Genomic DNA, 4,429 nt, shown 5'->3' with positions numbered 1-4,429 from the left:
TGCCTCCTTTGATTTTAGATTGGCTGACGAAACCATATCTATTCTATCAAAGCGAGGTATTTTTTTTCAACGCTTAAGCTTTTCTGAACACACCTGCATAGCAGGTGGTTTTATTTATAGACAAAAATTAGGACTTCTAAAAACTTAGAAGTCCTAAAAATAAACTTATTTTCTATTTAACTTTTTGTAATCTTAAAAATTATAGTCTATTTTTGATTAGCAAGTTTTCTATAATTTTCTAATCTTTCCATAGCATCCTTTTCTGTCTTTTCATATAATTTTTCTGCTGTATCAGGATGTACTTTCTGCAATGAAGCATATCTTACTTCACCTAATAAGAATTCTCTGAAAGATGCTTTTGGTTCTTTTGAATCTAAACTAAATGGATTTTTGCCTTGTTCTTTTAGTTCAGGATTGTATCTGTAAAGTGACCAGTATCCTGAGTCAACAGCTTTCTTTTGTTCTAATTGACTGCATCCCATACCAGCTCTAATTCCATGATTAATACATGGAGCATAGCCAATTATTAAAGATGGTCCTTTATATGCTTCAGCTTCTTTAATTGCTTTCATTGTTTGGTTTTTGTCAGCTCCCATTGCTACTTGAGCTACATAAACATATCCATAACTCATTGCCATCATTCCAAGGTCTTTCTTCTTAGTTAATTTACCACCAGCTGCAAATTTAGCTATTGCTGCTTGTGGAGTTGCCTTAGATGATTGACCACCTGTATTTGAATATACTTCTGTATCAAATACAAATACATTTACATCTTCTCCAGATGCAAGAACATGATCGAGTCCACCATATCCTATATCATAAGCCCAACCGTCTCCACCAAATATCCATTGAGATGGTTTTACTAGATAATCTCTATTTTCATAAATTTCAGCTATTGTAGCACTATTTCCTTTTTCTGCTTCAAGTAATGGTATTATTTTTTCTGTAGCTGTCTTTGAAGCTTCTCCGTCTAACATACCTGTCTTCCATTCTCCTAAAGCAGTCTTTAATGCTCCACTAATATTTTCATTTATTGCTTTGTCAGCAAGTATCGCTACTTTTTCTCTTATTTGAGTGCTTCCAAGGAACATACCCATTCCAAATTCAGCATTATCTTCGAATAATGAATTAGCCCATGCTGGTCCCTGTCCTTTTTCATTAACAGTATATGGTGTTGAAGGAGCTGAACCACCCCAGATAGATGAACATCCTGTAGCATTAGCTATCATCATTCTATCTCCATATAATTGAGTGATAACTTTAGCATATGGAGTTTCCCCACATCCTGCGCAAGCTCCACTAAATTCAAATAAAGGTTGCTCGAACTGACTTCCTTTTACAGTATATTTATTCATAGGATTTTCTTTTTTACTTAATGTTAAAGAATATTCCCAGTTAGCTTGTTCTTTTAATTGAGTATGAGCTGGTTGCATAACTAGTGCTTTAGCAGGTGCTGGACAAATTTGAGCACAATTTCCACATCCAGTACAGTCAAGAGCACTTATACTCATTGTAAAGTAAGTCTTTTCCCCTTTTATTCCTTTTGCTTCTACGGCCTTAAATCCTTCTGGCTTATTCTTATATTCTTCTTCATTTAATAAGAACGGTCTTATTACAGAGTGAGGACATACATATGAACATTGATTACATTGTATACATGATTCTAACTTCCATTCTGGAATATTTACAGCAATTCCTCTCTTTTCATAAGCTGCAGTACCTTGAGGTAAAGTTCCATCTTCTATTCCATTAAATGCACTTACAGGTAAAGTATCTCCCTCTTGTCTGTTGATTACTTCAACAACATCTTTTATAAATGCAGGAATATCTTTTCCGTCTTTAGATTCTAGTTCTGCATTCTTCCAACTTTCTGGAACTTGAACTTTAACTAAAGCACTTATTCCTTTATCTATTGCATCTTGATTCATCTTAACAATTTTTTCACCTTTTTTACCATAAGAAGTTACTACTGCTTCTTTTAGGTATTTAACAGCATCTTCTACTGGTATTATGTTTGTTAATTTGAAAAATGCAGATTGCATAATCATATTAATTCTTCCGCCAAGACCAATCTCTTGAGCTATCTTAACAGCATCTATTGTATAGAAATTAATATTATGCTCAGCTATATATCTCTTCATACTTCCTGGTAAATGTTTTTCAACATCATCCTTATTCCAAATACAGTTCAATAAGAAAGTACCATTATCTCTTAATCCTTCAAGCACATTGTATTTATCTACATAAGATTGATTGTGACAGGCAACAAAATGCGGAGAATGTATTAAATATGGTGATTTAATTGGGTTTTTACCAAATCTTAAGTGAGATATAGTAATACCACCTGATTTTTTAGAATCATATGCAAAATATGCTTGAGCATACATGTCTGTATGATCTCCAATAATTTTAATTGCACTCTTATTCGCTCCAACTGTACCATCAGAACCTAATCCAAAGAATTTACATGCTGTAGTTCCTTCTGGAATTACATCTACTCCTTTAATCTCTTCAAGAGATGTATGAGTTACATCATCATTTATACCTATAGTGAATCCATTTTTTGGTTTTTCCGCTTTAAGATTTTCAAATACTGCGGCAATTTGTCCTGGTGTAGTATCTTTTGAACCTAAACCATATCTTCCACCAATTATTAATGGTTTTAATTCAGCATCATAAAATGCAGTTCTTACATCTTGATATAATGGTTCTCCTGCTGATCCTGGTTCCTTAGTTCTATCTAAAACAGCTATTTTCTTAACAGTTTTAGGAATTACATCCATGAAGTGTTTTAATGAGAAAGGTCTAAATAAATGAACCTTTACAAGTCCTACCTTTTCTCCTTTTGAATTTAAATAGTCTATTGTTTCTTCTATAGTATCGCAGCCTGAACACATTGCTATTATAATTCTGTCAGCATCTGCAGCTCCATAGTAATTAAATAATTTATAATCTCTTCCAGTTAATTCATTTATTTTGTTCATATATTTTTCAACAATTTCTGGCAAAGCATTATAAAATTTATTTGAAGCTTCTCTAGCTTGGAAATAAATATCAGGGTTTTGAGCTGTACCTCTTGTTACTGGATGATTTGGATTTAATGCATTAGCTCTAAAAGCTTTTAAAGCATTTTTATCCACTAGTTTTTCTAAATCTTGATAGTCTAAAAGTTCTATCTTTTGAAGCTCATGTGAAGTTCTAAATCCATCAAAGAAATGTAAGAATGGTACTTTTCCTTCTAAAGCAGCTAAATGTGAAACTGCTCCTAAATCCATAGCTTCTTGAACACTATTTGACGCAAGCAAAGCAAATCCTGTTTGTCTTGCAGCCATTACATCAGAATGATCTCCAAAAATCGAAAGCGCTTGTGCAGCAAGTGCTCTAGCACTTACATGAAATACGCTAGGTAAAAGTTCCCCAGATATTTTATACATATTAGGGATCATTAATAATAATCCTTGAGATGCAGTATATGTTGTAGTTAATGCACCACTTTGTAAAGAACCATGAACTGCTCCTGAAGCTCCTCCTTCTGATTGCATCTCCATAACTTTAACAGTTTGACCAAAAATATTCTTTTTACCTTGAGAAGCCCATTCATCCACATGTTCAGCCATAGGTGATGATGGAGTAATAGGGAATATTGCTGCCACATCTGTAAAAGCATATGATATGTATGCTGCAGCAGTGTTTCCATCCATTGTTTTCATTTTTGCCATTGGTATACCCTCTTTCTATATAAATTTTTATCTACTGAACTGTATTTATAGAAGATAATACAAAGACAGCAAGATAATTATGTTTTAACCTATCGAGATACATAATTAGTTTGGCTAATATTTAATAATTTATTTAATATTTATTAAAGCTTGTCTATTATTTATTTAAAATACAAATTTAGAATATATTACTAAGTGGTATGACCTCATTTATTATTCTACCATTTATACCATTATTGTGTAAATGAATTTGTGGAAATATTATTATTTTTTTGCAATTTAAATTTCAACTTTCTACATTTACTCATTTTTTATTAAATTTTGTGAAATTGGATTATATTTTATCTATATTATATGATATATATTTAACTATTTCAATTAATATTTATTGTTTTTTAATATGCGTTATTGTTTTTTCTATTATTTAAAATTTTCGCATAAAGATAACTCTAAGTTTCAAGTGGAGTTTTTATTTTATATGAAACTTATAAATAACCTTCTTAAAATAAGCTTTATCACCCATAAATGCAATTTCACTATATAGAAATATGAGGAAAATTTATACAGTACCTTAATTTCATAAATAATAAATATCCACCAGCTTAGCTGGTGGTTTTTCTTAAGCCCTATAAGGGCACTTTACCAGCATTATGCCTTAAGGCACGTATAAAAATCTCGCCAGCCGCAATTTAACTATTACCTGCCACCCT

At 31.8% G+C, this 4,429-nt stretch carries 1 protein-coding gene; it reads right to left on the bottom strand.

Annotated features, from left to right (window positions below; genetic code table 11):
- Nucleotides 1-206: 206 nt before the first annotated feature.
- Nucleotides 207-3,719, bottom strand: a complete 3,513-nt coding sequence (gene nifJ, locus OW729_RS19215) for a pyruvate:ferredoxin (flavodoxin) oxidoreductase (RefSeq protein WP_268063144.1) — start codon at nt 3,717-3,719, stop codon at nt 207-209.
- Nucleotides 3,720-4,429 lie beyond the last annotated feature (710 nt).

Source organism: Clostridium brassicae, from assembly GCF_026738875.1.
Classification (GTDB): domain Bacteria; phylum Bacillota; class Clostridia; order Clostridiales; family Clostridiaceae; genus Clostridium_H; species Clostridium_H brassicae.
The sequence above is the reverse complement of the archived record's forward strand: the minus strand, read 5'-3'. Positions and strand labels throughout refer to the sequence as shown.